Genomic DNA, 3813 nt, shown 5'->3' with positions numbered 1-3813 from the left:
TCGCGGATATGGAGCGTTTAAAGCTCTCTTGGTTAGAGGGAGATTCTGTTAGGCTGTCATGCCAGGCAAGGGTAGCAGGTAAGGTTGAGGTGGATGTTCCGCTCGATCCTCTTCGTGCCGCAGTAGAACGACAGCTTGCCAAGCAAGCGGAACAAAACGACGACCTATGGTAATTGGAGGAATATTGATGAAACGACCAAGCAAGCACAGACAAAGCAGTCAAATTCGATTGATTGTATCTAGTGTAGCTTTGTTAGTTGTGCTGCTATCTTTATCTGGCTGTATGTATCCGAAGGATCAACTCAAACAAAATCAAATAGCTCCAAAGGAAGCAGTACGTAACGTACAGGCAGCTATTGATCAGTATAAAGAAGAGACCGGAATGCTGCCAATTAAGAACAGTACGGTAGAAACGCCTATCTATGAGAAGTTTATTATTGATTTTGAGAAGCTTCAGCGATCTGGTTATATAAGTGATATACCATCGGCGGCTTTTGAAAAGGGCGGCAATTATTATTTTCTTGTGATTGATGAGGAAACGAAACCCCGCGTAAAATTGATGAATATTATGGCTTATCAACAACTGAATGATATTCAAAGCTGGGTTACAACTAGCTTTCAAAGCAGCGGAAAGGTGCCCAAAGGCGAGTTAATGTACCCAGGCTTTTATCAGATTGACTACAAAAGTCTAAACAAGAAGGTGCCTGTTGTTCAGAGTGTGTTTTCAGGACAAACTATTCAAGCGCTGGTCGATGAAAACGGGATCGTCTATTCTGACTATGGCATAGACATTATGCAAACGGTGCAGAAGAGCGGTGAGAAGTCATTTGATTCGAAGTTTGATTTACGAAAGCTGCTCGTTGACGGCTCAGATTTTGTACCAGTGAAGGCCCCAGCCTATGAATGGGTCAATAATGAACCGCGAGCTATTCAGCAATAATGGAAGCATGAAATATAGTTGCTATACTTAAAAAACTCTCCTTCAACCCAGTTGAAGGAGAGTTTTTTTGTATCATTTCGTCATAGTTACATTCGAATGATCATATAACTGAATCTTGGAAGGGAAGTTGGATGACGGGTAAAAAAAGATTTAATAGAGGAAATCGTCATAATCGGAGTCTCGGAACATAAGATGTTACTAGTCCAAAAAGCATGTACGAGTTGCGTCGCTGGCCTGCCCTTTTGACCGGTGGATGGCGGCGAACCGGAAAATCAATTGGGAGGGGATATTCAGTGGAGAAAGTAGACATTTTCAAGGACATAGCAGAACGAACTGGCGGGGATATTTACCTCGGTGTGGTTGGAGCAGTCCGGACGGGGAAATCAACGTTTATTAAACGGTTTATGGAGACGGTTGTGCTTCCTAACATTGCTAACGAATCAGACCGTGTTAGAGCCGTGGACGAACTTCCTCAAAGCGCTGCAGGTAAAACGATTATGACAACTGAGCCGAAATTTGTACCTAACCAAGCTGTACAACTCAAAGTTACCGATGGACTTGAGGTAAACGTGAGATTGGTCGACTGTGTAGGTTACGCCGTAGAGGGTGCAAAAGGGTATGAGGACGAGAATGGTCCTCGCATGATTACAACACCTTGGTTTGATGAGCCTATTCCTTTCCAGGAAGCAGCAGAAATTGGAACTCGCAAAGTCATTCAAGAACACTCAACACTAGGTGTTGTAGTAACGACTGACGGTTCAATTGCTGAAATACCTCGCAGCTCCTACGTTGTAGCCGAAGAGCGTGTCATTAACGAATTGAAGGAAGTTGGCAAGCCTTTTGTGCTCATCATAAACTCAACTCGTCCTAAAGGCGAAGAGGCGCTTCAACTGCGTAATGAGCTGCAAGCCAAATATGATATTCCGGTTATGACGATGAGTGTTGCTACAATGGGTGAGGAAGAAGTCATTTCCGTACTGCGGGAAGTACTATATGAGTTCCCTGTTCACGAAGTGAATGTGAACCTGCCGAGCTGGGTCATGGTACTGAATGACAATCACTGGCTGCGCAGTAATTACGAAAGCTCGGTGCGTGACACAGTGAAAGACATTCGTCGTCTCCGTGATGTGGACCGTGTGGTAACGCAGTTCATGGAATACGATTTTATCGCTCGAGCTGGCCTCAGCGGCATGAATATGGGTCAAGGCGTAGCAGAAATTGATCTGTATGCGCCAGATGAACTGTACGACCGTATTTTGATGGAAGTCGTCGGTGTAGAAATTCGCGGGAAGGATCACTTGCTGCAATTGATGCAAGAGTTCTCTCATGCGAAGCGGGAGTATGATAGATTCGCGGAAGCGCTTGAGATGGTTAAAACGACTGGATACGGCATAGCAGCGCCTACACTGGCAGAGATGGCTTTAGATGAGCCAGAGCTTATTCGTCAAGGCTCTCGCTTTGGTGTAAGGCTGAAAGCAACTGCACCATCCATCCATATGATTCGTGTCGATGTAGAGTCGGAGTTTGCTCCGATAATCGGTACGGAGAAGCAAAGTGAAGAGCTGGTAAGATACTTAATGCAAGACTTTGAGAACGATCCAATTAAAATATGGGAGTCTGATATATTCGGACGCTCGCTGCACTCGATCGTTAGAGAAGGAATCCAAGGCAAAATCGCGATGATGCCGGATAACGCACGATACAAGCTGCAAGAGACGTTGGGACGCATCATAAACGAAGGTTCTGGTGGATTAATCGCCATAATTTTGTAAATGAAACGGTTGGAATGATCGAATAAGCTGCTTCCGATAATGGGGCAGCTTATTTGTTTTGGCAGAAATACAGCTTAACACTTGAAATTGCTAATCGGCTGTATTACTATAGGTTTGTTCGGTTAAAAGGTATAATTTTGAATTTTTCGGTTAATAWGAGGGATAAGATATGCTTTTGAAGTAAGTTTTACTTCATAAATCTTTTAAGGAGGTGAAACAATGAACAAAACAGATTTGATTGCTAAAGTCGCTGAATTGACTGATCTTTCTAAGAAAGATGCAACAAAAGCAGTTGACGCTGTATTTGATGCGATCTCTGATTCGCTTCAAAGCGGAGATAAAGTGCAACTAGTTGGATTTGGTAACTTTGAAGTTCGCGAGCGCCAAGCCCGTAAAGGCCGCAACCCGCAAACAGGTGAAGAAATCGATATCGCAGCTAGCAAAATTCCTGCTTTTAAACCAGGTAAATCACTTAAGGACCTCGTATCCAATTAAGTATAAGCATGCAAGCAACGCTCGAACGATAATCGTTCGGGCGTTTTTGTTGAGTAGCAAGAGATTGCACAAATGATCAACTTCCACTATAATTCACATGGATAGTTTGGAATAACGGATGCGGAGGGATTACGATGGAGCCTACAAATAGCGAGTATATTATCGTAAAAGCAAAGGACCAAGGAGTTCAGGTCATAGGTTTGACACGCGGACACGATACTAAATTTCATCATACGGAAAAGTTGGATAAGAACGAAATATTAATTTGTCAATTTACCGACCATACTTCTGCGATTAAAATTCGTGGGAAAGCGGTCGTTATGACGAAATATGGTACGATGGAGACCGATCAATAATAGAGTGAGCGGAGCAGGCGAAGCCTGCTTTTTTTTATTTCCTGTCTAGCAAAAGGAAAGCAAATGCGACGATTATGCTAAGTGTTGAATATTCGACCTATCACGCTCGTACAATGTTGTATGAGTCTTTTTTTGAATGAAAAAGCTTGTGATACGGTTTATATTGGATATCTAACTTTTGGAGGTGCCTTATGCGCATCGGTAAACCGTTGCTGACGGCTTGTGTAGCTGTTTTTGCTGCAATACTTAT

Annotated in this window: 4 protein-coding genes; all 4 read left to right on the top strand. The window is 43.3% G+C overall.

The genetic code is table 11. The features are described from left to right. Positions 1-187 precede the first annotated feature (187 nt). The 4 genes from AC1DWN_RS30060 to mtrB all read left to right on the top strand — a co-directional run bounded on the left by AC1DWN_RS30060 (position 188) and on the right by mtrB (position 3563). Positions 188-940, top strand: a complete 753-nt coding sequence (locus AC1DWN_RS30060; RefSeq protein ID WP_477562535.1) for a hypothetical protein — start codon at positions 188-190, stop codon at positions 938-940. 293 nt (positions 941-1233) lie between these two features. Next, positions 1234-2712 (top strand): stage IV sporulation protein A, encoded by a 1479-nt coding sequence (gene spoIVA / locus AC1DWN_RS30055; RefSeq protein ID WP_477562534.1) that lies wholly within the window; start codon positions 1234-1236, stop codon positions 2710-2712. A gap of 219 nt (positions 2713-2931) precedes the next feature. Next, entirely contained in the window at positions 2932-3207 is a 276-nt protein-coding gene (locus AC1DWN_RS30050) for an HU family DNA-binding protein (RefSeq protein ID WP_477562533.1), read from the top strand. Between the two features lie 134 nt (positions 3208-3341). Next, positions 3342-3563, top strand: a complete 222-nt coding sequence (mtrB, locus tag AC1DWN_RS30045; protein WP_477562532.1) for a trp RNA-binding attenuation protein MtrB — start codon at positions 3342-3344, stop codon at positions 3561-3563. Positions 3564-3813: the final 250 nt, after the last annotated feature.

This window comes from Paenibacillus sp. P4_A7, assembly GCF_056402455.1.
This window is presented reverse-complemented; position numbering and strand designations above follow the sequence as displayed.